Raw genomic sequence first — 24,300 nt, forward strand, 5'->3', positions numbered from 1 at the left:
GCTGCGTGCGTTACACGCCTAGCCAAGTGTGCTGAACTTCTTCGTTCGCTCTGATTTCCGCTGCGGAGCCTGACCAGACCACCTGCCCTTTGCCGACTACCACGACATCGTCCGCAAGTGAGGTCGCAAACCCGAAGTTCTGTTCGACGATGACCATCGACAGGCCGCCGTCTCGCAACTCCTGCAGCTTGTCGTGCAACAGCTTGACGATGATGGGCGCCAAGCCTTCTGTCGGCTCATCCAGTATCAGCAATTTCGGGTTCATCAGCAGTCCGCGAGCGATGGCCAGCATCTGCTGCTCGCCCCCCGACAATTGGGCGCCGCCGTTGTCCATGCGTTCTTCAAGCCGGGGAAAGACGTCTAGCACACGTTCCATTGTCCATTCGGCCTGTGGTCCACCGAACCGTTTAGCGGCAAGCTCAAGGTTTTCCCGCACTGTCAGGGATGGGAAGATATCGCGCGTTTCGGGAACATAGGCGATCCCGGCCTTGGCAATATCAAAGGGCTGCGCGGCGATGGGCGCGCCGTCAAAAACGATGTCTCCAGACTTCAGCGGCAGCAACCCCATGATCGTTTTAAGGGTCGTGGATTTCCCCGCCCCATTGCGCCCCAGAACCGCCAGCACCCTGCCCTTCTGCGCCTTCAGCGAAAGACCATAAAGAACTTGGGTCTCACCATAGCCGGATTCGATGGCATTAAGTTCAAGCATCTTCCCAACTCCCCAGATAGATCTCTTTCAACAAACGCGACCCCCGCGCCGCCTCCGGCAATCCGTCAAAGACCACTTCGCCGTAATTCAAAACAGTGATCGTATCAGCGACATCAAACGCCAGATCCATGTCGTGCTCGATAATCAGCATGGTCAGATCACGGGGCAAATTGTTCAGCAGGTCGTGAAACCCCTTGGCCATTTCTGGCCCCACGCCACTGGTGGGTTCATCCATCAGCAGCACCAGCGGCCGCGTGGCGAGCGCCACGCCGACCTCCAGCTGCCTTCGCACCCCATAGCTGATTTCCGACACCTTGGCGTCGAGGTAGGGCAGCAGCATGACCCGTTCGGCAACTTCTGCAACGATCTCGCAGACCTCGGATTTCGACAGGCTGTCTGACCACAGCCGCGTCGCGTGGCCCGTATGAACCGCAGCGGCCAACCCGAGATTTTCCCTCACAGTCAGCCCATCGAAGAGTGTGTTCTTTTGGTAGCTGCGTGACAGGCCGCGCCGGACCCGCTTGGCAACCGGCAGGGCCGTTACATCCTCGCCTGCCAGATGAATGCTTCCGCTGCTCGGTGTCAGCTCACCGACCAATTGATTGAATAGGGTCGTTTTGCCTGCGCCGTTAGGCCCAAGGATGACCCGCCGTTCGCCGCGCTCCAGGTTCAGGGAAACATCTCGGGTCACATGAACCGCGCCGAAACTTTTATCCAGATTACGTGTCTCAAGCATCGCTCACAACCTCCTGTGCCGCGTGGCTGGCGGGCTGCTTGGGGCCTCGGCGGCTTTGCCAGAGGGTCCAACGGCCTTCGATAAAGCCGTAGATTCCGTTCGCCCGGCTCATCACCACTGCAATTAGGACAACGCCGACTACAAGGTGCCAATAGGTCGTTACAGCGCTCAGCTCATGTTTGAGCAGGACAAAGGCGACGGCGCCAACAAGCGGGCCTACCAGTGTGCCCAATCCGCCAAGGATGACCACGACAAGCGCCTCGCCCGAAACGGTCCAGCCCAGCAGGCCGGGAGAGATATACATGATATGCTGGGCCGTCAGCGCCCCAGCAAGGCCAGCGATCATGCCGGAAAGCCCGAAGACATCTGCCTTTACCCGCCAGACCGTCAGCCCAAGCGCGCGCATGCGTTGTTCATTGTGCATGACGCCCGTCAGCGAACGGCCAAGGCCCGACCGCAGGATTAGAACCGACATCAAGTAGACCCCAGCCAGCGCCGCCAGACAGAACAAGGCAAAGCTGCGGCTGTCGTTGAGGTCGACACCGATCAGGCTGAGGTCAAGGCGCGAGATGCCGCCCAGCCCGTCATCGCCTCCGAAAAGTGGTGCTTCGAATATATAGGAGTAAGCCATCTGACCGAAAGCCAGCGTGGCCATGATAAAGTAAATCCCGTGGCTGCGCGAACAGACCGCACCGATTACCCAAGCCGCCGCGCCGGTAATGACAATCGCGGCGCCCATCGCCAAAAAGGGGGTAGCGCCGAACTGGGTGGACAAAAGCGCAAAGGCATAGGCCCCCACCCCCATCAACGCGCCATGGCAGAGCGAAACCATACCGCCAAAGCCCGCGACAATGTCGAGCGCCAGAACCAGCATGGCGAGGATCAGGATCTCGGTCAAGATTTCGAGACCGAAATACTCGGCCGCAAAGGCCTGAAACAGTGCCCCACCAAAGAGCATCACCAAGAAAACGTAGCGAAGTGTATTGTGGCTGAACATCAGCTTATCCTTTCGCCGGAAAGAGGCCCACCGGCTTGATCACAAGGACCGCAGCCAGAAGCGCATAAATGAGAACGGAGGCCAGTTGCGGGGCAAGCACAGCGCCAAAAGTCTGAACGCAGCCATAGATAAGCGACCCGGCAATGGCGCCTTTAAGCGACCCAAGCCCACCGATTACGATCACGATCAGCGTCGGGATCAGGATTTGGAGCCCCATGTCAGGCGTCACGCTCAGCAAGGGCGCGGCCACCGCACCGGCCAGACCTGCAAGCGCGCAGCCCACGCAGAAAACGATGAAGAACAGCCGCTCGACGTTGATACCAAGGCAGGCGGCCATCACATCATTGTCGACGCCCGCTCGGATCATTGCGCCGATTTGCGTGCGCCGAAGGACAAAACCCAAAGCGGCAAGGATAGCCAGACCAAGCGCGATGATGAACAACCGGTAAGTCGGGTATTCCACCCCAAGAAACGCCGTGCGCCCTTGAAAGATATCAGGCACTGCAATGCCAAGGGCCAGATCGCCCCAAAAAATGCGGGTGAGGTCAAGCAGCGCGAAGATCAAACCGAAGGTGACCAGAACCTGCGCCATCGGACCGGATTTCCGCATGCGCTTGATCAGGCCTGAGTAGAGCAACATGCCAACACCGGCGACAGCGACCGGTGCCAGAAAGAAACCCAGCCAATAGCCGCCAACCGCCGCGAGGGAGGCCGCGAAATAGGCGCCAAGCGCGTAGAGCGACCCATGCGCGAGGTTCACGAAATGCATCAGCCCAAAGATTACAGTCAGGCCGATGGAAAGAAGAAACAATAGCATGGAAAGCTGCAGCGCGTTCAGCGCCTGAAGTATCCAAAAGCCAAGGTCATGTGACATGGAAAGCCCTCCTCGTTGGAAAGGCCCGGCCGCAGGTGCGCGGTCGGGCGACTGGCATCAGTTTGAAACCGGCGCCATCTCACAGCCGTTGGCGGGGTCCGCTTCCGCAGGAAGCTTTGCCAAGACCTTTTGTGTCTGTCCGCCATCGCCCGCGACAGTCTCGTAGACGTAGATCGGCTGAACGATATTGTTGGTCGCGGGATCAATCGAAAGCGTTCCGCGCGGGCCTTCAAAGTGGACTTTGCGCAGCGCGTTGGCGAGGGTCTCGCGATCCGTCGCGCCCGCTTTTGTCGCCTCGATCAGCGCACGCGCCGCGTCATAGCCATGTACTGCAAACTCGGACGGCGCGCGGCCTGTCTTCTCTTTGAATGCCGATACGAAGGCCGCATTCTCGGGGCTGTCGATCGTGGGCGCATAGTGCAGCGCGGTAATCACCCCTTCGGCGGCGGGGCCTTGGGCATTCACATAAAGCGGCGACGTCAGAAAGCCGGAACCGTAGAGCGGCAGATCGGCCTTCAGGCCAAAGCTATCGTACTGTTTCACGAAGGAGATCGCCTCCCCCCCTGCATAAAAGACGAACACAGCATCAGCGCCGCTGGACTTGGCTTGAGCCAGATAGGGTCCGAAATCCTGCGTTTTCTGGAACGGCGTGTATTCTTCCCCGACGATCTTTCCGCCTGCTGCGGTGAACGTCTCGGTGAATCCGCCGATCATCTGACGGCCAGCGGCATAATCAGGCGCGAGGGTGTAGACCTTGCGAATTCCCTGCTCATACATCCACTTGCCCATCGGGCGGTTCACTTGCCCGTTAGAGAACGACATGCGCGTGATATAGGGCGAACAGCTGACCCCGGTGGCCTCATCGTTGCCGGCATTTGCGACGATCAGCGGAACGCCGGCACCATGCACCATATCGCGTACAGCGCCCAGCACGCCGGAGCTGACGATGCCCACCATGACGTCGACCTTATCCTGAAGGATCAGCTTTTTCGCTTTGCCCAAGGCGACCGGGGGTTTCACCTCGGTATCCTCGCTGACAATTTCGAATGTCGCATCGGTCTCTGCGCCGAACTTATCGATGCCTAGGCTGAAGCCCGCTTCGATCTCATTGCCAAGCGAGGCGTATACCCCCGAGAAGGGCAGCAGCATACCGACCTTAAAGTCTTCCGCAGCGGCAGGCACAGCTAGACCGGTGGCGAGCCCAAGGGCCGCCAGAATAGTACGTTTCATTTTGTTCTCCTCCAGTTGAACGAAGACCCCCCTCAGGGTCTAGCCAAGATCGCCCCCACCCACCGGCACCGTGACGCCGGTGATATAGGACGCGTCATCCGACGCCAGAAACAGGATTGGCCCTGCCTGTTCGTCGAGTGTTCCGTATCGTTTCATAAAGGAGGACTGGATCGTCTGATCGACGATGGTTTGATACCAGTCCTCGCGTTGTTCCTCTTCGGCATTCGGGTTGCGCGGCACCACGCGCGCGGGGGCTTCGGTGCCACCGGGCGCGGTTGCCACCACGCGAATGCCCCGCTCGGCCATCTCCCAGGCAAGGTTCGCGGTGATTGCGTTCACCCCTCCTTTGGCCGCGCCGTAAGGCACGCGGTTGAGCCCCCGTGTGGCGATGGACGACACGTTGACGATCACACCGCTTTCGCGCTGCAACATGTGGTCGATCGCAGCGCGACAGCAAAACAGGGTCGGGAAAAGCGAGCGACGCACCTCTGCCTCGATCTGCTTTGGCTCATAATGCTCATAGGGTTTGGCCCAGATGGTGCCGCCCACGTTGTTGATCAGGATGTCGATCTGTCCCCAGAGATCGACGGCCTTTTGCATGGCCTTTTCGCAGCCGGTCCATGTTTCGAGGTTGACGCTGATCGCTTCGGCCTCCCCACCGGCACTGCGGATCGCCTTGACCACCTCGTTGCGTGCGGGAGATCGGTCGACGATCAACACTCGCGCGCCTTCTTGCGCCGCGCGCTCTGCCACCGATCGACCGATGCCCTGCGCCGCACCTGTGACCACGATGACCTTGCCTTCGAAACGCGCGCTCATGCGGCTTCTGCCGAGGTTTCTGTCGGGTTGAACTTTTCATAGTGAAAGCTCACCGGTGCCACGCCCAATGTGTCGAAGTGGGACCGCACCGCATCCACCATGGGCGGCGGGCCGCAGAGATAGACATCGCAATCCCCACCGCAGAGGTCTTCTGCCGAAAGGTGATCGGTTACGAACCCCTTGCGATCATGCGCCTCGTCCTCTGCTGCGAGGACGGTCACAACCGTGACATTGCCAATCTTCTCGGCCAGCGCGTTGACCCGGTCCAATTCGACCAGATCGGCCGCACGGGTCACCGCGTAATAGAGTTTGATGGGCTGGTCGGTCCCCTGCTCGGCCAATTGCTCGAGCATCGACAGGAAAGGTGCGAGGCCGGTGCCACCTGCCAGCCATAGCTGGTTGCGTTCGATAGGGCGCAGGTAAAACGCCCCCATCGGACCAGTGAGCGTCACCTGATCTCCCGGTTTGGCCCGCTCGCCCAGATAGCTGCTCATCACCCCACCGGGCAGATTGCGGATCAGGAAGGTCGCCTCATCACTGCCCGGCGCGGAGGAGAAGGAATAGGAGCGGTGCTGTCCTGTTCCGGGGACGGTCACATTGACATATTGACCGGGCAGGAAACCCATGGATTTTGCCATTTTCAGCTTCAGGCTGAAGGATGTTTCAGAGAGGGTTTCGACGGCCAACACTTCACCCTCAACGGCCTCCGGCGCTGTCTTGCAAGCGGCGGATGACGTCGGCACGCGCAACACACAGTCGCTTTCGGGTATCATCTGGCAGGTCAGCACATAGCCCGCTTCGGCTTCCTCATCGCTCATGGACTCGTCCATGTAGAATTCGAGCTCATAGGTGCCTTTTTCGGCAAAGCATTTGCAGGTGCCGCAGACACCGTCACGACAATCCATCGGCAGGTTAATTTTCTGCCGGAAGGCCGCATCCGTTACCTTCTCATCGTCATCACATTGGATGACGCGGGTGACACCATCCTCAAAGTTCAGGGCGACATTGTAGCTTGTCATGGCATGCTCCTCCCTTGGCCGCGCAGCCTGCCAGGCTGCGCGGGGGTGTATTGGCTCCCGACCATTCGGGATCAGGTGTGGTAGACGTCGATCACGTGGTGGATGTGGTCGTTCTTAAGGACCACCTTCTTGTCGGTGATCAACGGTTTGGGGTCGCTGGTATCGATCGTGTAGAAGGACGTGCCCCAGTGCTGGTCGGTCGCACCGTAACGGTAGCTCAGCGTTTGCCAGTTGAAGCGCAGCTTGATCTCGCTGCCCTTGCGATCCAGCACTTCGATACCAGAAAGGTAATGGTTGGTCCGCGGCTCAGGCAGTGACGTGGCCGATGACCGGTCGGTTTTGATCCGAAAGACGCGATCCTCGATGCCCTGTTTGTTGGGATAGTACATCAGTGAAATCTCGTTCGCCGGGTCTTCGGTCAGCGTGTCATAATCGTCCCATGCCGGCATCCAGAAGGGGCAATCTTTGTGGTAGAAGGTCAGCCAAGTGTCCCAGTCCCGGTCATCTAGGGCGCGGGCCTCTGCGAACAAAAAGGCTTGGATCTCTTCATAGCTCATAGCCGAGGCAGCTTCTGTGCGCTCAAGTGTTGCAGTGCTCATCTCAGTCCCCCTTATTCTGCTGCCAAAGTCGCATCAGGCGCGGTTTCGCGTTCCTTTGCGATGGCTTGGTTCATGCGCTCTTGCCAGTTGCTGTGCTGGATCACGAAAAGCCCTTCGTCTTCCGTCCGCGCGCCGGACAGGATCGGGTTTATCCCAAGCTTCTCGGCGTCCTCATCCGGCCCCTTGATCCACTGGGTGGCCCCGCGGGTCAGGTCGTTCCATTTGGCATGGGCGGCGCCTGCATAGCCGCGCTGTGTGGCCCGGAATTCTTCGGTATCATCCGGTGTGGCCATCCCCGAGGCGTTGAAAAAGTCCTCATACTGCCGGATGCGACGGGTGCGTGCTTCTTGGCTCTCCCCTTTAGGAGCGATGCAATAGATGGTCACTTCGGTCTCATTGACACTGATCGGGCGGAAGACCCGGATCTGCGAACTGAACTGGTCCATCAGAAAGACGTTTGGATAGAGGCAGAGGTTACGTAGCACACCCACCATCCACTCTGCTTTGGTTTGGCCGTGCTTTTCGGTCCATTCCGCTAGGCGCGAATATCCCGGGCGGTTGGTTGGGTCGGCCCATTCGGTCCAGAGCAGGATATGGCCATTCTCATAGGCGTGAAATCCACCCCGCTGCTTGGCCCATTTGCTGGCATCCGTTGCCTTGATGTCGTCTTCTTTGCCGTCGTCGGTGCGGTGGGCCGTGGTCGCCACGTAGTTCCAGTGAACCGCCGAGACGTGATAGCCATCGGCCCCATTTTCGGCCTGCAGTTTCCAGTTGCCGTCATATGTGTAGGTCGACGAACCACGCAGCACCTCAAGCCCCTCATCGGCCTGATCCACGATCATGTCGATCATCTTGCAGGCATCGCCAAGGTAATCTTCCAGCGGCTGGACGTCCTCGCTCAACGACCCAAAGAGGAACCCACGATAGTTCTCGAACTTTGCCACTTTGGTCAGATCGTGGCTGCCATCCTTGTTGAACTGCTCAGGGTAGCCCGCGCCTTTGGGGTCTTTGACCTTCAAGAGCTTGCCGGTGTTGGAAAAGGTCCAGCCGTGGAAGGGACAAGTAAAGGTCTTTTGATTGCGACGTTTGAACCGGCAAAGCTGCGCCCCGCGGTGCGAACAGGCATTCACCAGCGCGTGCAGCTCACCATCCTTGTCACGGGTAATGACGACCGGCGTGCGCCCCATGGTGAGGGTGAAATAATCGCCCGGGTTCGGGATCTGGCTCTCATGCGCCATGTAGATCCAGTTGCCCTCGAAAATATGTTTGATCTCCAGTTCGAACATCTCTTCATCGGTGAAGATATCCCGGCGACACCGGAATACACCATTTTCAGGATCGTCTTGGATCGCGCCATCAAGGCGCGTCTGGAACTCATCAAGATTGGATTGTGTGAACATTTGGTCCTCCTCCTAAACGCCGTCACGCTTCTCCAGCGTATCGACTGATTTTTCATTCCCTCCGCTGGCAATCAGCCGGCGACGGCTTTCATGCTGCGTTGCGCACAACGTCGAAATGCGGCGATCTTATCAGGGTCGAGCGTGACGCCGATGCCCGCGCCGGACGGGACTTCGACACAGAAATCCCGGTAGATAAGCGGCTCTGCGAGGATCCCGTCTGTCAGCAACAGCGGTCCGAAAAGCTCGGTGCCCCAGTGCAAGGTCTCGATCGTCGCAAAGAGTTGTAGCGCCCCTGCGGTGCCCAATCCGGTCTCGAGCATGGTGCCGCCGTAGAGGCCCAGACCTGCGGCTTGGCCGATGGCGATAACCTCAGAGGCGCGTTTGAGCCCCCCCGACTGTGCGACTTTCACCGCAAAAACATCGGCGCAGCGCTCCCGGGCAGCAGTCAAAGCGTCTTCCGGGCCATTTAAAGCTTCATCCGCCATGACGGCGATCTCGTAGCCCTTTGTCAGTTCGGCCATCGCCCGGCGATAGCGTGCGGCGACAGGCTGTTCGACCAGCTCACAGCCAGCATCCTGTAGCCCCTTCAACCCCCAGCGCGCTTCCTGAAGGGACCACGCCGTGTTGACGTCCACCCTTACGCTTGCCGCGTCGCCTACGGCCTGCTTGATACGCGCCACATGCGCGACATCCTCCCGTACAGACCGCTTTCCGATTTTCAGCTTGAAGATATTGTGGCGCCGGGTTTCGATCATCTCCTGTGCTTCGGCGATGTCCGTATCGGAATTTCCCGATGCCAAGGTCCAGGCCACGGGCAATTTCTGATGCACCGCCCCGCCGAACAGTTGCGAGACTGGCACATTCAGCCGTTTACCCAACCCGTCCCACAGGGCGATTTCCACTGCGGTCTTGGCGATACGGTTGCCTTTTACCAGCTTGTCGATCAATTGGATCGCGCCGTTCACATTGTCAGCATCACGGCCCAGCAGGAGCGGCACGATATAGGTATCAATTGCAGACTGGATGCCCTCAGGGCTTTCGGCGCCGTAGCTCAGACCGCCGATAGTCGTGCCCTCACCGATCCCTTCCGACCCATCGGAGAATTTGATCCGAACCAAGACAGCGGTCTGCGTACGCATCGTCGCCATCGAGAGCACGTGTCCTCGGATGGTTGGGATGTCGTGGATCATCGTCTCGATTTGGTCGATCTTCGTCATGGGCTTCACCGCATCTGCAAGTTTTCATCTGCAGCACAGAATGCCCGCCCTATTCGGATTCTGTCGATGATGGGTGGGGTCTTGGGTGATACCCTGCGATTTCGCGCAGCGCGTCGCGCCTAGGTAGAGCTCATCCGAGTCAGCTAGAGGCACCACTATGGTTATTGGGAAACTCTCGATGCAGTCGCCGCTTTGGCACATGCAGATAGCTTAAAATCAATCGTCCGACTTCAAGGCGTCCTTATAGTCTTCCGAGGTCACCCATCCGCCGAGCCGCGCGAGAAGACCGTTAAGCGTGGTAAGCTCGTCCTCAGACAGCGGTTGGGTCAGCACCTTCTCTAGCCGATCAGAAATGCGCCTGCCGATTAGGCGCATCTCTTTCCCTTTTGACGTGGTCGACAGAAAAAAAACTCGCGCGTCTTTCGAAGAATTCTCGCGCTGAATCAGCTCTGCGGCCAGCAGGTTCTGGATGATGCGCGAGGTAAGGCTGCGCTCGAACCCGCTGATCTTGGCGAGTTCAGCGAACGATGTGCCGGGCGCATCATCTACCAATCGCAACACCCGCAAATCGCGGATCCGACATCCCGTTTCCCTGAGAAATATCTCGTCATTCGCGGCAATGGCTTCATCGGCGAGTATATTTAGCCGATAGGTCAAACGCTCGTTTCTGAAGGTCGAGTTCTTGGTCATTCGCTGCTGTTGCCCGCTCTGTTGAGAAATTACCAAAACGGTATCACCCGTTACCTTGCTTGGCCCAAAACGCATAAATTCACAAGAATCCCGCTTGCGATAGTTATCTCAAACTGCAATCGTCTCACTGTGAGATTAGTTTTAGGCCCGGTGATCGTCTGGCCGCAAAGCTAGGCGTATAGCCGATGAACGGGGGTTAAACACATGGTTTCACTGACATGAAAGACGACCGCGACCGGGCGGGAGGCCTGGACGCGCAGCCCAGCAGAATTTTCTGATCAACCTAGGGAGAAATACCGATGATAGCAGCAAGAGCCCTGTGCTTTGGCCTGACGACGGCCACATTCGCAACGACGGCAATACAGTCCGCCAGTGCAGAAACACTTACCCTTTCGTCTTGGGTGCCCCCCACCCATTTCGTCCATACCGACTTTCTCGTGCCATTCACCGAAAAAGTCGCCGAAGTAACAGAGGGCCGGGTCACCGTGACGATCCTGCCCGCGCCGCTGGCCAGCCCGCCTCAGCATTGGGAACTGGCCCGAAACGGTGTCGCGGACATCACTTGGGGGAACTTCACCTATGAGCCTGAACGCTTTGTCTCGCTGTGGTTCTCTGAATTCCCCAATGCAGGCACGAATGCCGAAGCGCAGAGTCGCGCTTTGTGGCAGACCTTTGATAAGTACCTATCCGATCTTGAGGCATTTGATGGCGTAAAGATGCTGGCGGTCGGCCTGTTCGGCGGCGGGCAGTTGCACCATGGCACAAAGGATCTGGTCACCCCCGGTGACGTGGCAAACCAGAAGTTTCGCATGGGCGGTCCCATTCAGGAAAAAATCCTGACTTCGCTTGGCGCGGTCCCAGTGGCGGCCCCTGCGACCAAGGCCTATGAAATGCTGGAAAGCGGCGTAATCGACGGATCGCTTCACACGATGGAATCGGTCGTGAACTTCCGGCTCGAAGATAGCCTGAAGCACCATACGATCTTCCCCAACGGCTTCTATGACGCGTCCTTCTTCGTGATCATGAACGGCGCGAAATGGGAGTCGCTCGGCGCGGAAGACCAAGCTGCCATCGAAGGCATCATCGGCGAAGGCCTGTCAGCGGAGTGGGGTAAGAACTTCGACGTACAGAACCCCGCTGCATACGAGAAGCTCAAGGCGGACGGTCACACAGTATCTGATGCGTCAGCGGACCTCATCTCTGCGGTAGATGTGGTCTATGGCGAGATGGTCGGCGATTGGGTTGTGAACGCCAAAGCCGCCGGCGTCGAAGACCCACAGGCCATGCTCGATTTCTACAACACGACATATAAGACCCTCGCCGCCGAATAGCCCGCACCTCAGTGACTTGTCGGGGGCCGATACGACGGCCCCCGTTTTCTTTTCAGGAGAAATATCATGCTGCATATAGCGTGGAAAATCCGCAGGGCTGTGGAACTGATGATGGCCTTGTTTCTACTCGCAATGGTTGCCCTGACCTTTGCGGATGTCATTGGACGGCGCTTGTTCGGCAAGCCCATCTATGGGGCGAATGACATCACTGAGCATCTCATGGCCCTTGTCGTCTTTGCAGGCCTGCCCTTGGTCACAGCTGCAGGCGCACATTTGACCATCGACCTTTTCGACAAGGTGATCGGCAAGCCCTCAATGGCATGGTGGCGTGCTCTCATCTCGGCTTTGGTAGTGGTCGTTCTGTCGGTGATCGCTTGGCTCTTCATCAAACATGGCTTCACCGCCGCGCGCATTTCCGAAGTGAGCCAAGCCCTCCGCGCACCCCGCGCCCCCCTTTATTTCTACATGGGGCTCAGCTGTGCCCTATCCGCTTTGGCCGCCTTCGCCACTGCCTTTGCTGGCCCAATGGTGGACCCCGCAGATACCCACGAGGAAGAAGCACTATGATTGTCGGCTCTATTGCCATGTTTGCGGCCATTCTCTTGGCCTTTCTGCGGGTGCCGTTGGCCTTTGCCCTTCTCGCGATCTCCACCGCTGGCATCGGCTTCGCGATAAACTGGAACATTGCCTTTCAACTCCTGCCACTGACGATCTCAGAAGCGGTGCTTTCCTATGACCTCGCGGTTGTTCCGATGTTCATCCTGATGGGCAACGTCATATCCCGCACCGGCATTGCCCATGACCTGTTTCGGGCCGCCTATGCTTTTGTCGGTCATGTTCGTGGCGGATTGGCGCTTTCAACCATGGTGGCCTGTTCGGGTTTCTCTGCCGTTTGCGGGTCCAGCTATGCCACCGCGGCGACCATGGCCAAGGTCGCCTACCCCAGTATGAAAAAGTACAAATACTCTGATGAGCTTGCCTCGGGCACGATCGCTGCGGGCGGCACCCTCGGCATTCTGATCCCGCCCTCCATCATCATGGTGGTCTACGGCATTCTGACCCAGACAAACATCGGCGCGCTCTTTATTGCCGGGGTCGTACCAGGTTTGCTCGGGCTCGCGCTCTATATGCTGGCGATCCGATTGGTCGCCGCGCGCCATCCAGAACACGCCCCACAGGGCGACCGCACACCTTGGCGCGAAAGGATTGTTGCTTTGTCCGGCATCTGGCCCTTTGTGCTTTTGTTTGGCCTGATCATCGGCGGACTTTATGCCAAACTTTTCACCCCGACCGAGGCGGCGGGCATGGGCGCAGGGCTGGCCATACTGGTGGCAACGCTCCACGGGCGGCTCTCTCGAAAAGTACTGCGCGCGGTGATCATCGACACGGCCTATACTTCGATTTCGCTCTATACGGTACTGTTCGGCGCTTTGATGCTGTCCAAGCTGCTTACCCTGTCAGGGCTCGCGGGCGGAATTCTTGCCTTTGTGCAATCGACCGGCCTTGAGGGCTACGCGTTAATCTGTGCGATCATGCTCGTCTTCCTTGTGCTTGGCTGCGTAATGGATTCCATGGCCATTATCCTGATCTTCGTGCCACTCTTTGCACCTGTCGTCGTGGCGCAGGGGTTCGATCTGGTGTGGTTCGGTATCATCGTGATTGTCGTGACCGAAATCGCCCTGATCACACCGCCTGTCGGAATGAATGTCTTCGTACTGAAGGCCGTGCTGCCCGACGTGCCGGTTATCCGTATCTTCAAAGGGCTCATCCCCTTTGTCACGGTGGACGTGGTGCGTCTTGCTCTGCTGATCGCATTTCCCGGCATCACGCTCTGGCTGGGATCAACAATCGGGTAAGCGCAGGTGCAGAGGGTTGAACGACCGCCCTCTGCACCTCGACATCCCTGAAGGCCGCCGTCGCCTATTTCGGATGGAAGATAAAGGACCGCATGGAGATCGACCCAAGGTCGATACTGTCGGTCATGAACAACAGGTCATCGCGCTGATCCGATGCGCCCGCGATCGTGAGCGCGGGCAAGTAGTGGTCCACGCTAGGGTGCGCTTCGGTCAGAAGAGAGCCCAGCTTTTCGCGATTTGCCAGCGTTTCGAAGTCACGATCGATCAAACGACCGGTGACCAGATCATCGAACTCCAGCGCAAAAGCTTCGGGCCTTCCGTCAAAACTCAGCCGCCGCAGGTTATGGACGATATTGCCAGACCCGAGAATGAGCACGCCCCGGTCTCGCAGCTCGGACAGTGCTTGGCCGATCTCAAGTTGATGTGCCAACCCCTGCGCCATGTCGATGGAGACCTGAAAAACAGGAACATCCGCTTCCGGGTAGAGATATTTCAGAACCGCCCAAGCGCCATGGTCCAGCCCCCAGGTGTCGTCTTCCTCGGCCCGGTGGCTCGCAAGGAGGGAGACAACTTCGCGCGCCAGTTCCGGCTGGCCCTGTGCCGGGTATTGCTCAGCATAAAGCGCGTCGGGAAATCCGTTGAAATCGTGGATCGTGCGCGGCAGTGCGGAGACATCGACCAGCGTTGTTCCGCGCGTCATCCAATGCGCCGATACCACCAGAATCGCGTTGGGCCGTGGCAGGCCCTGTCCCAGAGTGGCCCAAGCCTGGCTGAAAGGCCCCTGCGTGATGGCGTGCATGGGGCTGCCGTGGCCAAGAAAAACAACCGGCATCCTTTGCGTAGGTCCAAAGCGACCGCGTAGGCTCTGCAAGCTGTGGGTCTGCATAAAGACGTCTCCTCTATTGACCGGATCACCCTTGATCGGGTGATCCGGAAGGGCTCAGCGGATCAGGCGAATTTGCCCAAGGCACGGTCGATCACCGGCAGGTGCAGCGCGTAGGCGCCCGCCCCCAGCAGAGCGATGACGCCTTGAACGACCGCCCAGAACAGCGGGAATTCCCAGCCGCCACCTTCGTTCGAGAAGGTCCACCCAAACCCAGCATGGGCCCAAACCGACCCGAGAAGGATGGCAATCAACGGCAAGGACACAAGGCGCACTGCTATGCCAGCGATCAACAAAAGACCGCCGCCGAGCTCGGCGAGAATGGTCAGATAGGCGAAGAAACCCGGAAGCCCAAGGCTTTCAAAGAAGGCGACTGTGCCGGGAATGGTGAAAAGGCTTACCTTCATCCAGCCATGGGCGAGGAAGAGAACACCGCTGGAAAGGCGGAGCGCCAGAGCGGCGAGATCGGTATTGGATTGCGTGGTCATTCGTCTGTTTCCTTCTCGGGGGAGGCCACATGCAAGCGGCCTGATGTTGGTATGGCCCCTACATACGCCTTGCCTGCCTCACCCAAAATGGCGAATATATGGAATGACTATCCATAAATTGTACTGAATAAGATGGACCTTCTCGATCAATTGCGCGCTTTCGTGGCGACCGCACGAAGTGGATCGTTCACTGCGGCCGCCGAAGAATTAGGCACCTCTAACCGCCTGACGTCAAAGTATGTGGCCGAGCTTGAGCAGAGGCTTGGGGTTCGCCTCCTGCAAAGAACGACACGGCAGGTCGGGCTGTCCCCGGCCGGGGAAACCATGCTCGCCCGTGTCCCTGCGCTCCTTGATGAGATCGAAGACCTTCTTGAAGAGGTTTCGCAAGGCTCCGATGGCCTGTCTGGTCCACTCCGGATCACGGCCCCGGTCACCTTTGGTGAGATTTACGTGGCCGGTATGCTGGCACGCTTCGGCGCTAAATATCCCGACCTGACCATCGATCTGCGGTTGAGCGATGCCTATGCAGACCTCGCGTCAGATGGGATCGACCTCGCCCTGCGCATCGGCCATTTCGATCTGTCGTCCATGAAGGTCCGCCGCCTCACCAGTTTCGAAAGCATTCTTGCCGCCAGCCCCGCCTTTTTGGCCCAGAGCCCAGAGATCACAAAGCCTGAAGACCTGTCCGAGGTAGCCTGCATCGTCGACACGAACCGCCGATTTCCGCGTCGCTGGAACTTCACGCGCGCGTCTGAAGAGCAGGTCGTCCAAGTAAAAGGACGGTTTCAGGTGAACTCTGCTCACGCGGCGGCAGAACTCGCGCGGCAAGGGCTCGGCGTCGCCTATATCCCAAGTTTCGCGGTGAGTGACGCTATTGAGTGCGGCGCGCTGGTGCCGCTTCTACCGGAGTGGACCGGGGAGAAAGGCGATGTGGCGGCGGTCTACCTCGAAGGCCGCGCGCTCCCACGCAAGGTACGAACGCTTATCGATTTTATCGTCGCCGATCTGCGCAAACATTCAGTTTAAGGTCTGAAACGGCGAAGGTGAATGGCCTTGCTTGGCGATGTCTCTGGCGGTAAGCCTCAATCGCCGAAAAGATTCTGAGGCCGGTTGGTTATTCCGGCCCTCTGATTTTCAGAGATCCAGTCGCAGCATTCTGCGAACCCTCGGCATCGACCACTCATTGGTCGGTGCCGGGGGAGTTGTGTTCCCCCGTCCGACCGCAACATGGAACGACTTAAATGAACCGAAAAACTCTTATCCTCGCTCAAATCCTCATCACCTTCATGATGGCGGTTTTAATGTCGGGCACGATGTCGCTATTAATCATGGGGTTTACTATGGAATGGCTTTTGGCTTGGCCTTGGCAAGCGCTCACCGCCTGGCCTATTGCGTTTGTCTTCACCCAGTTCACGACGCCATTGGCGTTCGCGATCGCAAATCGAACCATCGCAAAATAGCTCTTATTTGGCGGCAACTCATTTATGCAGTGGGGATGACCCGCTGCATAACCGTCCCCCCGCGCGCCCTATCCAAGAATGCGCGCAATCCCGGCCTGCACCTTCAGTAATGCTGGCAGGTAACTTTCGAACAACTCTCCCGGGTCAGGCTGCGTTGCTGCCATTCCGGTGTTCAAGGCCGCAACCACGGCACCCTTGCTGTTGAGCACCGGCACCGCGAGCGAGCGCAGGCTGATCTCAACCTCCTGATCGACCATCGCATAGCCGCGTGCCCGCGCCGCCTGTACCTGCGCCATGATTTCGTCCGGGTCAGTCAGACTGAACCGGGTGCGCGGGGATAGGTCTGACGCCTCAATGACGCGGCGCGCTTCCACGTCCGGCATCGCAGCCAGCAGCACCCGCCCCATGGAGGTGCTATGCGCCGGGAGGCGTGAGCCGGGCATCAGGCCGATCGACATGACCCGCCGCTGCGATGCGCGGGCGAGATAGACAATCTCGGTCTCGTCAAGAATGGCGACAGAGCAGCTTTGCCCGATCTGTTCAGTCAGTTGATCCAGCCAGGGCTGAACGACCTGAGGCAGTTGCAAGCCACCGATGGCCCCGGTCCCAAGGCGCAGACAGCGGTGTGTCAGCGTAAAGAACTTCCCGTCATAGGCAGCGTAGCCTTCGGCATGGAGCGTCAACAGGCACCGGCGCGAGGTGGCACGGTCAAGCCCGGTCAGCGCCGCGACCTCGCTGATGGACAGCTTGGGGCGCTGCGCGTCGAAACATTCGATCACCCGAAGTCCCTTGGCGAGAGAGGAGATTGTGCTGCTGGATTTGTTCGACATGCGCACATGAAATTACGCATTACGAACAAATGTCAACATACGCACAAATATCTGGCCCCGTATGCGCCTGACCGCTAGACCCTCTGCAAGTTAAGGAGACCAGAAATGGATAAAACACTTCCTACCGTGGCCGAGGCTGTGGCCGACATCCCGGATGGGGCGACGGTTATGATTGGAGGGTTTGGCGGCTCTGGCGCGCCGATCGAACTGATCCACGCTCTTATCGACCGCTTTCGCGCCACTGGCAGCCCAGCAGCGATCACTGTCATCAACAACAACGCAGGCAACGGTTATTGTGGGATCGCGGCGATGATCAAGGCGGGCATGGTCCGCAAGATGATCTGCTCATTCCCCCGCAGCTCCAACGCCGAAGCCTTCAACGAAAAGTACCTCGCGGGCGAGATCGAGCTGGACCTCGTCCCCCAAGGCACATTGGCCGAGCGCATCCGTGCCGCCGGTGCTGGCATTCCCGCCTTCTACACGCCGACCTCCTTCGGCACAGAACTTGCCGAGGGCAAACCGACCGAGGAATTCGACGGCAAAATGTATGTCCGCGAAAGATGGCTGAAAGCGGATTACGCGCTGATCAAGGGTCAGGACGGGGATCGCACCGGCAACCTCACCTACCGCATGGCGGGCCGCAACTTTAATCCGCTGATGGCCATGGCGGCAGAAAAAACCATCGCGCAGGTCAGCGTGCTCGGCGAGCCCGGGAGCATCGATCCGCAAGCGGTCGTCACCCCGGGCATCTTTGTCGACGCCATTGTGGAAGTGGCCGAACCTCAACAAGAAGAAGTGCTTGTGCGCACGGGAGTGGTTTACTGATGGCTAAGTTCAACATCATGCAGGACAAGCTTTCGAACGCGCAGATCGCATGGCGCGCGGCGCAGGACATTGAAGACGGGTCTTACGTCAACCTCGGCATCGGCTTCCCCGAGATGATTGCTAAGTTCCAGCCCGAAGGCCGCGATGTGACCTATCACACCGAAAACGGGGTTCTGGGTTTCGGTCAGGCCCCGAAAGAGGGCGAAGAGGACTGGGATCTGATTAACGCTGGCAAGAAGCCGATCACGCTCAAGCCCGGTGCCGCGTTTTTCCACCATGCCGATAGTTTCGCGATGGTCCGCGGCGGGCATCTCGACCTCGCCGTACTTGGGGCTTATCAGGTGGCTCAAAATGGCGATCTGGCGAATTGGCGCGTCGGCAGTAAAGGCGTGCCTGCCGTGGGCGGCGCGATGGACCTTGTACATGGCGCCAAACGCGTGGCCGTGGTCACCGATCACGTCACCAAGGATGGCGGCCCGAAACTGGTCGAGCGCTGTACCTTCCCGCTGACCGGCGTGGGATGTGTCACCCAAGTCTATACCTCCCTTGCGGTGATCGACATCAAGGGCGGCAGGTTCATCCTGCGGGAGAAAGTGCCGGGGCTCAGCATGGACGCTCTACAGGCCGTCACCGGGGCCACGTTGCACATTGAAGGCGATGTTGCAGATCTCATCGTACCGGAGGAATTGGCATGATCGACGTCTATATCTGTGACTACATCCGCACCCCCATTGGCCGATATGGCGGGGCACTGTCTTCGGTACGGGCCGATGATCTGGGCGCGGTGCCCCTCAGGGCGCTGATCGAACGCAACCCTTCTTTGGACCCTGCGGCAATTGACGAAGTCATCTTTGGCTGCGCCAATCAGGCGGGTGAGGACAACCGCAACGTCGCGCGCATGTCGCTGCTGCTGGCGGGCTACCTCGAGACCGTCCCCGGCACCACGATGAACCGGCTCTGCGGCTCTGGCATGGATGCAGTGATCACCGCCGCGCGGGCGATCAAGGCCGGGGAGGCCGAGGTAATCATCGCGGGCGGGGTTGAGAGCATGTCGCGCGCGCCCTTCGTGATGCCCAAGGCCGAGACCGCCTTTGCACGGAACAACGAGGTCTTTGACACCACCATCGGCTGGCGTTTCGTCAACAAGATGATGAAGGCACAATACGGCGTCGATTCAATGCCTGTAACCGCCGAGAACGTGGCCGAAGGTTTTAACATCAACCGTGCAGATCAGGATGCCTTCGCCCTGCGGTCTCAACAAAAGGCAGGTGCCGCCATGGCCAGGGGGCGTCTGACGCAAGAGATTGTGCCCGTCTCCATCCCGCAGCGCCGGGGTGATCCTATCCTCGTGTCAGAAGACGAACACCCCCGCCCCTCGACCACCTTGGAGGCGCTGCAAAAGCTCAAATCCTTCGTCAAAGCAGATGGCACGGTGACGGCGGGCAATGCCTCCGGCGTGAATGATGGTGCGGCGGCATTGATCCTCACTACAAAAGAAGCCGCAGAGAAACATGGGCTGACCCCCATCGCCAAAGTGCTCGGCGGCGCCACGGCCGGAGTCGCACCGCGCATCATGGGCTTTGGTCCTGCGCCAGCGTCCAAGAAGCTGATGGCGCGGCTCGGGCTGAAACAAGCGGATTTCAGTATTATCGAACTGAACGAGGCCTTCGCGTCACAGGGCCTTGCCACCCTGCGGGACTTGGGCATCGCTGACGACGATCCACGGGTGAACCCCAACGGCGGTGCTATCAGTCTTGGGCACCCGTTGGGCATGTCAGGGGCCAGGATCACCGGCACGGCCATGCTGGAGTTGAAACCCGGCGAGAAGTCCCTCTCCACGATGTGTATCGGCGTCGGCCAAGGGATCGCCATTGCGTTGGAAGCCGTCTGAGCCGCTGGCCGTAGTGCGGGGATAGAACTCACTCTGTTGCGCGTGGGCCCTTAAAGTGAAGGGCGACCATCTTGTCGCCATCCAAAGCCCTGCCTGCAACGTCCAGTCTTTCTGACCGGCGGGTAGTTTGACGCTGGCAGGCGCTGGTGGAAGGAGTTAGGACGGATGCGGAGGGTTTCCCATGCGCAACCCCGACAGCCTCACGACCAGACCCAACGAAGACACACCTCAGGGTCTGGCCTTTGCCATTGCAGCCTATGTCTTCTGGGGGTTCCTGCCCCTCTATATGAAGGCGCTGGCGCATATCCCGGCGGCCGAGGTCGTCGCCCACCGGGTGATCTGGTCTGTGCCCATCGCAGCGCTTGTACTGGTGGTGATGCGGCGGACGCAGGATTTGAAAGCGGCGCTACTCTCCCCCCGCACGTTGCTCATGGGGGCGGTGACGGCCACGCTGATCTCGATCAACTGGGGGATCTATGTCTGGGCGATCGTCTCGGGCCACGCGCTTGATGCAGCATTGGGTTATTACATCAACCCTCTGTTCAGCATTCTATTGGGCGCCCTTCTTTTGGGGGAACGCATGTCCAAGCGGCAATTGCTCGCAGTGGGCCTCGCCGTGGGGGCCGTGCTCGTGCTGGCACTGGACACTGGATCGATCCCATGGGTTGCCTTGGGGCTGACTTTGAGCTGGGGCTTTTACGCGCTGGCCAAGAAGAGCCTGCCGATCGGGCCGAACCAAGGCTTCCTTCTCGAAGTGCTCCTCCTGCTCGTCCCGGCCCTCGCCTATATCGCCTACCTTACGTCCACCGGCCAGGGGAATTTCCTCACCGGAACGCCGATCGATACGTGGCTTTTGCTGGGCTGTGGCGCGGTTACAGCGGTGCCTCTGCTGGTCTATGCCAATGGTGCGAAACTCCTGCGGCTCTCGACCATCGGAATTTTGCAGTACATCGCGCCAACCATGATCTTCATCGTTGCGGTATTCGTATTCGGCGAAGAGTTTGGCCGCGCGCGAATGATTGCCTTCCCGATGATCTGGGCGGCGCTGATCCTTTACTCGTCATCGATGCTTCAACAGATGCGACGGAGTCGCCGCAATAAGGGTCCCGTAAGGCAGGGTTGAGCGCTAGGTAGTACTCCGCGACTGGAAGACTGCACAGGGTTTGCACCCCGTTCTTTTCGGCCTTTGCTGCACGTAGACATATTCGAACAGAGAGTTTGGTTTGCGTCCACCCAGCGTGCTCTTTTGCGAATTTACTAAACACAATGCTATTCAAGAACGCCTGTACTGCACAAACCAGCAGAATCCTCCTCTGAATTTCCATACAGGACTGAAAATTCTAGGTTTGGGGGGTTTGCGATTATCTTCGGAAAGAGAATTATTCGCAAAATCGTTTAAAAACAGTCGGTTGACTCACATTTCGACCCGGCGTTACATGAAAGGCAAATCACCTTGCCATGGATGGGGGCGGCCGGCATGACACTGACAATTCCGTTTAACAGCGGCCGGATCGCCGTCCTTTCGGACTTGCATGCCAATACATACGAGCACAGAGGGACTGATCCGATCACTGCGCTGGGTCTCCATAGCATCGTGAACGACACGCTTGATGGACTTATCATCGCCGGCGACCTTACGGACGGACCTGCGCGCAGTTGGGTCCAGGGGCTCGCTCAATTGACGCCGCACGTTCCGCCAGAACGCATCTATGTGATGCCTGGAAACCATGATTATTATGGCAGCACACTTTCAGATGACCATCTGCTTGCTGAACACGTTCAGTCCGTCGGCGCACATTACGTGCAGAAAGAAGAATTGCTCCACGGCGATACGCGGTTCATATGTTGCACGCTCTGGACAGACTTCGATCTGTTGGCGGATGCAGAAACAGCAATGGGCATCGCTGGAAGCGTTATGCGGGATTACTCCCATATATAGGTTGATCCCCCCGCAGGTTCAGGTGACGGGGGCGGGATATCGTGGCAACGTTCAGCGACCGAAATAGAACCTTCTGATACACTTGGCGTTCACCGCGACCACCGCGCTTGGCTTGAGGACAAGTTGATGTCCCCCCACCCTTGCGGAAAGGCAGATCGCACGGTCGTTGTGACCCATCATGGGCCCCATCTGTCGGTCGCAGGGCCAGTGGATGGGCTTACACCCGCATTCCACTCTGACTTAACAGATCTGATTGCCAGGTTTGCCCCCTCAGCATGGTTCTTTGGCCATTCACATCGCCGGTTACGCGCCATGGTTGGGCAAACCGACATTCGGAACGTAAGCGTGGGATATTGTCGGGAGTTCCTTCGGCCAGAGAGTGAATATCTGTTCGACGCAGGTCTTTGGGAGAGCCACGATGTATCCTAATTCGGGGGAACTCAAGCTTCTTGAGACCATAAGACGATGCGACCCACTTGTAATCACTGATAATGATGGCGCGTCTTATGCGGTAGCCGGTTCCATCCCGCCCGAGATTCACGTAGCGCTTGAGCAAATCACCGCAGAGGTGATGTATGTATACGTGGGCGAAAAGCTGAGCCTCCCAATAGAGAATTGGGTGTCGTGCAGGGAGAAGCTGATAGTCGAGCTCATGACACGCATGACGCGGCGCTCCCTCGAGCTCAGCAAGGTGGGGCCATCTCCTGCCGAACTTGATCAAGCGCCAACCCTCTCCCCATGGTCTGCCATCCTTGATCCAGAATACGGGGGCGCGATCCTAATCGGAGCGCAGGTTGGGCACCCAACTCTGCGGGGTAGGTTCATCAATACGTCTCGGCTTTGTGGGTTGGACACAGAGGGTGCTTGGGCCCGCACATCGACCCGATGGTACCGGTTGGGCGATAATGCCAGTCGGAGAGAGCTGTGCTCATTGCTTTATGGCAGGGTTGGTCTCGCAGACGCCCTTATGCTCACCCCGTCCGAGGTCCAAGCTTACATCAAAGCAGATCAAATTTCCGCAGGGCTTAGCGATGCTTAGCCTCAGCAGATATTTGAAAGGCCACATCGAAAACTGTCTGGTCTATAGCTCAGAACAGACTCATACCTTCCTGAGCCCACAAACAATCTTTTCAACCGTAGGTATAATTGGCTGCGGCGTAGCTCTTTTTGTATCTTGGCGCGCGTACAAGCAGTCAGCAAAAAGCACTGGCCCAGACATGGAGCTCGTGAGACGGTTCGTCGAAACGGCCCCCTGGGAGCGCCTTGCCGCTATTCAAAAGTCTGAGAACGAGCACGCTGCCCAAGATGGAGACGACGAAAGAAAAGACACCGAGCTTTAGATGTAGGCGCCGAGGCTTATTCTTTCTCCATTCCTGCAAGGATGCTTGGTACCAAGGCACGTAGACATTCAAGCTTCTGGGGGGCTACCCAATCAGTATACATCGGCGCATTCGAGGTATCGCTAAAGTTGGCATAGGCCTCTCGCACTCAGGATTGTGCCCGAGTGAGGCAGTTCACCAAAGACCTAGTCGAAAGGGAGAATGCGATGCACTTAACTGATTGCTTCAACAGCCACGGACAGGCTGACTCTCGAAAAGTTGCGTTGATCTTGCACACCTCCATCGCGGAATTGACCGCAGCCGCGGGGGTAGACCTGCAGGAACTGCCAGGCCCTTAGAATATGTCGGGTGAGGCGGTGAGCCGATTAGACAACCTTGTCAATGTTCTGAACAAAGTGGGACCCCAGTTCGCCACACCGGCCAAGGCTATAAAAGGTATAGGCCCGAACCGATGGCGGGCTTTGATGGCTAAACTGCGATGCAACTCGTATAGGCAGGCAGAAGACAGCAAGTAGTCGAGTACATTGAAGCTGTGGGGGCAAAAATTTTCTAATAAGCAGTCCGACGCGAGCGCTTAGGAAGTCTTTCGTGTTTGCTATCGCCCTTCATGGAAGCCGACGTCATAGCTACGATTGGCACGGCTCCCGACGCAAGGCCGGCCTGAGAAGGTCGAAGAAACGGGTTTACGCCCGATGGATAGTAACCGCTCGATAGGCACCGCCTGCCTGATCCCGGCTTTTTGGTCTAAGAGACGTGTTTAATGACGTCGTTAACGACGTGTCTTAGCCGGGGTGTGTGATGCGGGGTGAAGTTCTGGGATTTGAGCGTCGGCGGCGATGGAGCGATGATGAGAAGATGGGGATTATCATGTCGGTCGGGGTTGATGGTGCTTCGGTGACGCAAGTTGCGCAGCGCCATAATGTAACCCGCCAACAGCTTTATGCCTGGCGACATGATCTGAAGAAGAAAGGGCTTTGATCTCCAGACGATGGAGCGCTCTTTATTCCTTTGGATGTTGCGCCTGAATCCGTGCCTGCCGTCCCGCTTGGAACAAGGGGCGCATCGTCGGCCAGAAACGACCGCTGCAACCGAAGCATGTCTGGGCGATCCGGGTCCGATTGGAGATCGCCCATCGGACCCGAGAACTGGCGCTCTTCAATCTCGCCA

26 protein-coding genes and 1 pseudogene are annotated in these 24,300 nt (G+C 58.3%); 13 read left to right on the forward strand and 14 right to left on the reverse strand.

Going from position 1 to position 24,300, the window contains the following annotated elements; translation table 11 throughout:
* Positions 1-10 precede the first annotated feature (10 nt).
* From O4H31_RS18820 to O4H31_RS18870, 11 genes are all read right to left on the reverse strand, one after another.
* Positions 11-709 carry an ABC transporter ATP-binding protein gene (locus O4H31_RS18820; RefSeq protein ID WP_269348064.1) on the reverse strand — a complete coding sequence of 233 codons (699 nt, stop codon included), beginning with the start codon at positions 707-709 and terminating at the stop codon, positions 11-13.
* Positions 702-1,445: an ABC transporter ATP-binding protein gene (locus tag O4H31_RS18825; protein ID WP_269348065.1), complete on the reverse strand. Its 744-nt coding sequence runs from the start codon at positions 1,443-1,445 to the stop codon at positions 702-704. Before O4H31_RS18825 ends, O4H31_RS18820 begins: the two co-directional genes overlap by 8 nt.
* Positions 1,438-2,442, reverse strand: coding sequence for a branched-chain amino acid ABC transporter permease (locus O4H31_RS18830; RefSeq protein ID WP_269348066.1), 1,005 nt, complete (start codon positions 2,440-2,442; stop codon positions 1,438-1,440). The genes O4H31_RS18825 and O4H31_RS18830 overlap by 8 nt, the downstream gene beginning before the upstream one ends.
* Positions 2,443-2,446: 4 nt before the next feature.
* On the reverse strand, positions 2,447-3,316 hold the full coding sequence (locus O4H31_RS18835) for a branched-chain amino acid ABC transporter permease (protein ID WP_269348067.1): 870 nt from the start codon (positions 3,314-3,316) through the stop codon (positions 2,447-2,449).
* 57 nt (positions 3,317-3,373) lie between these two features.
* Positions 3,374-4,546: an ABC transporter substrate-binding protein gene (locus O4H31_RS18840; RefSeq protein ID WP_269348068.1), complete on the reverse strand. Its 1,173-nt coding sequence runs from the start codon at positions 4,544-4,546 to the stop codon at positions 3,374-3,376.
* Positions 4,547-4,585: 39 nt separating this feature from the next.
* Positions 4,586-5,365 (reverse strand): benzoate diol dehydrogenase BenD, encoded by a 780-nt coding sequence (benD, locus tag O4H31_RS18845; protein ID WP_269348069.1) that lies wholly within the window; start codon positions 5,363-5,365, stop codon positions 4,586-4,588.
* Positions 5,362-6,384 (reverse strand): benzoate 1,2-dioxygenase electron transfer component BenC, encoded by a 1,023-nt coding sequence (benC, locus tag O4H31_RS18850; RefSeq protein WP_269348070.1) that lies wholly within the window; start codon positions 6,382-6,384, stop codon positions 5,362-5,364. Before benC ends, benD begins: the two co-directional genes overlap by 4 nt.
* A gap of 71 nt (positions 6,385-6,455) precedes the next feature.
* Positions 6,456-6,983, reverse strand: coding sequence for a benzoate 1,2-dioxygenase small subunit (gene benB, locus O4H31_RS18855; protein ID WP_269348071.1), 528 nt, complete (start codon positions 6,981-6,983; stop codon positions 6,456-6,458).
* A gap of 11 nt (positions 6,984-6,994) precedes the next feature.
* Positions 6,995-8,383, reverse strand: coding sequence for a benzoate 1,2-dioxygenase large subunit (benA, locus tag O4H31_RS18860; RefSeq protein ID WP_269348072.1), 1,389 nt, complete (start codon positions 8,381-8,383; stop codon positions 6,995-6,997).
* Positions 8,384-8,454: 71 nt separating this feature from the next.
* A complete protein-coding gene (locus O4H31_RS18865; protein WP_269348073.1) occupies positions 8,455-9,600 on the reverse strand; it encodes a muconate/chloromuconate family cycloisomerase in 1,146 nt (381 codons plus the stop codon).
* A gap of 216 nt (positions 9,601-9,816) precedes the next feature.
* Positions 9,817-10,365, reverse strand: a complete 549-nt coding sequence (locus O4H31_RS18870) for a MarR family winged helix-turn-helix transcriptional regulator (protein ID WP_269348074.1) — start codon at positions 10,363-10,365, stop codon at positions 9,817-9,819.
* Between the two features lie 224 nt (positions 10,366-10,589).
* Between O4H31_RS18870 and O4H31_RS18875 the strand changes: the two genes are divergently transcribed.
* The 3 genes from O4H31_RS18875 to O4H31_RS18885 all read left to right on the forward strand — a co-directional run bounded on the left by O4H31_RS18875 (position 10,590) and on the right by O4H31_RS18885 (position 13,477).
* Positions 10,590-11,621, forward strand: coding sequence for a TRAP transporter substrate-binding protein (locus tag O4H31_RS18875; RefSeq protein ID WP_269348075.1), 1,032 nt, complete (start codon positions 10,590-10,592; stop codon positions 11,619-11,621).
* Positions 11,622-11,687: 66 nt separating this feature from the next.
* Entirely contained in the window at positions 11,688-12,188 is a 501-nt protein-coding gene (locus tag O4H31_RS18880; RefSeq protein ID WP_269348076.1) for a TRAP transporter small permease, read from the forward strand.
* Positions 12,185-13,477, forward strand: a complete 1,293-nt coding sequence (locus O4H31_RS18885) for a TRAP transporter large permease (RefSeq protein ID WP_269348077.1) — start codon at positions 12,185-12,187, stop codon at positions 13,475-13,477. Before O4H31_RS18880 ends, O4H31_RS18885 begins: the two co-directional genes overlap by 4 nt.
* Positions 13,478-13,541: 64 nt before the next feature.
* Here O4H31_RS18885 and ygiD read toward each other — a convergent pair whose 3' ends face one another.
* Together ygiD and O4H31_RS18895 are read right to left on the reverse strand one after the other, a co-directional pair.
* The gene (gene ygiD / locus O4H31_RS18890) at positions 13,542-14,363 is read right to left on the reverse strand and encodes a 4,5-DOPA dioxygenase extradiol (RefSeq protein WP_269348078.1); all 822 of its coding nucleotides are present in this window, start codon (positions 14,361-14,363) and stop codon (positions 13,542-13,544) included.
* Between the two features lie 62 nt (positions 14,364-14,425).
* Positions 14,426-14,848, reverse strand: coding sequence for a DoxX family protein (locus O4H31_RS18895; RefSeq protein ID WP_269348079.1), 423 nt, complete (start codon positions 14,846-14,848; stop codon positions 14,426-14,428).
* Between the two features lie 132 nt (positions 14,849-14,980).
* Between O4H31_RS18895 and O4H31_RS18900 the strand changes: the two genes are divergently transcribed.
* Both O4H31_RS18900 and O4H31_RS18905 read left to right on the forward strand, forming a co-directional pair.
* Positions 14,981-15,874 (forward strand): LysR family transcriptional regulator, encoded by an 894-nt coding sequence (locus O4H31_RS18900; RefSeq protein WP_269348080.1) that lies wholly within the window; start codon positions 14,981-14,983, stop codon positions 15,872-15,874.
* 215 nt (positions 15,875-16,089) lie between these two features.
* The gene (locus O4H31_RS18905) at positions 16,090-16,308 is read left to right on the forward strand and encodes a DUF2798 domain-containing protein (protein ID WP_269348081.1); all 219 of its coding nucleotides are present in this window, start codon (positions 16,090-16,092) and stop codon (positions 16,306-16,308) included.
* 68 nt (positions 16,309-16,376) lie between these two features.
* Here the strand turns inward: O4H31_RS18905 and O4H31_RS18910 are convergent, their stop codons facing one another.
* The gene (locus O4H31_RS18910) at positions 16,377-17,138 is read right to left on the reverse strand and encodes an IclR family transcriptional regulator domain-containing protein (protein ID WP_269348082.1); all 762 of its coding nucleotides are present in this window, start codon (positions 17,136-17,138) and stop codon (positions 16,377-16,379) included.
* Between the two features lie 105 nt (positions 17,139-17,243).
* Between O4H31_RS18910 and O4H31_RS18915 the strand changes: the two genes are divergently transcribed.
* The 8 genes and pseudogenes from O4H31_RS18915 to O4H31_RS18945 form a co-directional block, all read left to right on the forward strand.
* Positions 17,244-17,963, forward strand: a complete 720-nt coding sequence (locus O4H31_RS18915; RefSeq protein WP_269348083.1) for a 3-oxoacid CoA-transferase subunit A — start codon at positions 17,244-17,246, stop codon at positions 17,961-17,963.
* Positions 17,963-18,658, forward strand: coding sequence for a 3-oxoacid CoA-transferase subunit B (locus O4H31_RS18920; RefSeq protein ID WP_269348084.1), 696 nt, complete (start codon positions 17,963-17,965; stop codon positions 18,656-18,658). The genes O4H31_RS18915 and O4H31_RS18920 overlap by 1 nt, the downstream gene beginning before the upstream one ends.
* On the forward strand, positions 18,655-19,854 hold the full coding sequence (gene pcaF, locus O4H31_RS18925) for a 3-oxoadipyl-CoA thiolase (RefSeq protein WP_269348085.1): 1,200 nt from the start codon (positions 18,655-18,657) through the stop codon (positions 19,852-19,854). The genes O4H31_RS18920 and pcaF overlap by 4 nt, the downstream gene beginning before the upstream one ends.
* Before the next feature lie 181 nt (positions 19,855-20,035).
* Complete coding sequence (gene rarD / locus O4H31_RS18930; protein WP_269348086.1) at positions 20,036-20,977, forward strand: EamA family transporter RarD; 942 nt, start codon at positions 20,036-20,038, stop codon at positions 20,975-20,977.
* A 354-nt stretch (positions 20,978-21,331) separates the two neighbouring features.
* Entirely contained in the window at positions 21,332-21,793 is a 462-nt protein-coding gene (locus O4H31_RS18935; RefSeq protein ID WP_269348087.1) for a metallophosphoesterase, read from the forward strand.
* Positions 21,794-22,454: 661 nt separating this feature from the next.
* A complete protein-coding gene (locus tag O4H31_RS19705) occupies positions 22,455-22,832 on the forward strand; it encodes a DUF6634 family protein (RefSeq protein ID WP_419723618.1) in 378 nt (125 codons plus the stop codon).
* Between the two features lie 1,099 nt (positions 22,833-23,931).
* Positions 23,932-24,111 carry a transposase gene (locus O4H31_RS18940; RefSeq protein WP_269348088.1) on the forward strand — a complete coding sequence of 60 codons (180 nt, stop codon included), beginning with the start codon at positions 23,932-23,934 and terminating at the stop codon, positions 24,109-24,111.
* Between the two features lie 47 nt (positions 24,112-24,158).
* Positions 24,159-24,300 (forward strand): annotated as a pseudogene (locus tag O4H31_RS18945) (integrase); the annotation flags it as partial.

This window comes from Sulfitobacter dubius, assembly GCF_027214245.1.
GTDB classification, from domain to species: domain Bacteria; phylum Pseudomonadota; class Alphaproteobacteria; order Rhodobacterales; family Rhodobacteraceae; genus Sulfitobacter; species Sulfitobacter dubius_A.